At 73.4% G+C, this 1,915-nt stretch carries 2 protein-coding genes; both read left to right on the top strand.

The window, feature by feature from the left end; genetic code table 11:
• The first annotated feature begins 15 nt into the window (after window positions 1-15).
• Window positions 16-1,092, top strand: a complete 1,077-nt coding sequence (locus tag G3I54_RS27745) for a segregation/condensation protein A (RefSeq protein ID WP_164618283.1) — start codon at window positions 16-18, stop codon at window positions 1,090-1,092.
• Window positions 1,089-1,760: an SMC-Scp complex subunit ScpB gene (gene scpB / locus G3I54_RS27740; protein ID WP_030630960.1), complete on the top strand. Its 672-nt coding sequence runs from the start codon at window positions 1,089-1,091 to the stop codon at window positions 1,758-1,760. Before G3I54_RS27745 ends, scpB begins: the two co-directional genes overlap by 4 nt.
• Window positions 1,761-1,915: the final 155 nt, after the last annotated feature.

Here is a 1,915-nt window from a genome sequence, read left to right as displayed (position 1 = left end):
CACCCCTGGACCTCTATGCCCACGCCCGACGACCCCGCCGCCCCGCGCCGCCGTGCCCTGGGGCGGGGGCCGGGGGTGGCGGCGCCGCCCGTGGCGGCGGAGAAGGCGGCCCCGGAGCCCGTACGCGTGCCGGAGGCCGAGCCCGAGCCGGCACCCGAGGCCGTACGGGAGCCCGTAGAGCCCGTACCGGAGCCGGAGCCGGAGGCCGTTGCCGTACCGGCGGCCGAGCCGGAGTCGGCGACCAGGCCGGAGCCCGCGGCCGAGCCCGATCCGGACGACAAGCGGTTCACCGTCCGCCTGGTGAACTTCGAGGGCCCTTTCGATCTCCTCCTCCAGCTGATCTCCAAGCACAAGCTGGACGTGACCGAGGTCGCCCTCTCCAAGGTCACCGACGAGTTCATGGCGTACATCCGTGCCATGGGCCCCGACTGGGACCTCGACCAGACCACCGAGTTCCTCGTCGTCGCCGCCACGCTCCTCGACCTCAAGGCCGCCCGGCTGCTGCCCGCCGCCGAGGTCGAGGACGAGGCGGACCTCGCGCTCCTGGAGGCGCGGGACCTGCTCTTCGCGCGGCTGCTCCAGTACCGCGCGTACAAGCAGATCGCCGAGATCTTCCAGGGCCGCCTGGAGTCCGAGGCCCGCCGCCACCCCCGTACCGTCGGTCTGGAGGACCACCACGCCGCGCTGCTGCCCGAGGTGGTGATCAGCATCGGGCCCGAGGGCTTCGCGAAGCTCGCGGTGAAGGCGATGCAGCCGAAGCCGAAGCCCCAGGTGTACGTGGACCACATCCACGCCCCGCTGGTCAGCGTCCGGGAGCAGGCGGGCCTGGTGGTGGAGCGGCTGCGCGCGGCCGGGGCGGCGGTGAGCTTCCAGGCGCTGACCGAGGACGCGCCGGACACCCTGACCGTGGTCGCCCGCTTCCTGGCCCTGCTGGAGCTGTACCGCGAGAAGGCCGTCACCCTCGACCAGGACGAGGCGCTGGGCGACCTGCTGGTGGCCTGGTGCGGCGGGGCGGACGCGGAGCCGGTGGTGACGGACGAGTTCGACCAGGAGCTGAACGGGAACCCGGAAGAGGAGGACGTACGGGAATGAGCGCGCAGCCCACCGCACAGGACGACGGCGGACCGGACGACGGGAGCGCGGTCGCCTCGCTCGACCTCAAGCCCGCCCTGGAGGCGGTCCTCATGGTCGTCGACGAGCCCGCCACCGTCGACCACCTCGCCAAGGTGCTCCAGCGGCCCCGCAGGGCCGTGGCGGACGCGCTGCGGGAGCTGGCCGACGAGTACACCGTGCAGCGCCGGGGCTTCGACCTGCGGCTCGTCGCGGGCGGCTGGCGGTTCTACACCCGGCCCGAGTACGCGGCGGCCGTGGAGGGCTTCGTCCTGGACGGCCAGCACGCCCGGCTCACCCAGGCCGCGCTGGAGACCCTGGCGGTGGTCGCGTACCGGCAGCCGGTGAGCCGATCCAGGGTCTCGGCGGTGCGCGGAGTGAACTGCGACGGGGTCATGCGGACCCTCCTCCAGAGGGGCCTGGTGGCGGAGGCGGGCGCGGAACCCGAAACAGGTGCGATCCTGTACAGGACGACGAACTACTTTCTGGAGCGAATGGGCCTGCGCGGCCTGGACGAGCTCCCGGAGCTCGCGCCCTTCCTCCCGGAGGCGGACGCGATCGAGGCTGAGACGCTAGAGGGTGTGCCGTCGTTCGATCCGGACGCACCGGACACCCCGGATACTCACGCAGACGACAAGACGGAATTTTGATGCGAAGCAGTGGCAGGAACAGCGGAAGCGGCAACGGCGGGAGCGGCCGGAGCAGCGGCGGCGGCGACCGGAACCCCCGGAGCGGCGGCGGCGCGGGCAGCGGTGGCCGCAGCGGCGGCGGGTCCTTCCGCCAGGGCCAGGGCGGCGGCCCGGGC

Origin of the sequence: Streptomyces sp. SID14515 (assembly GCF_010548505.1) — a bacterium.
Classification (GTDB): domain Bacteria; phylum Actinomycetota; class Actinomycetes; order Streptomycetales; family Streptomycetaceae; genus Streptomyces; species Streptomyces caviscabies.
Note: the sequence above shows the minus strand (reverse complement) of the source record. Positions and strands in the feature narration are given on the sequence as shown.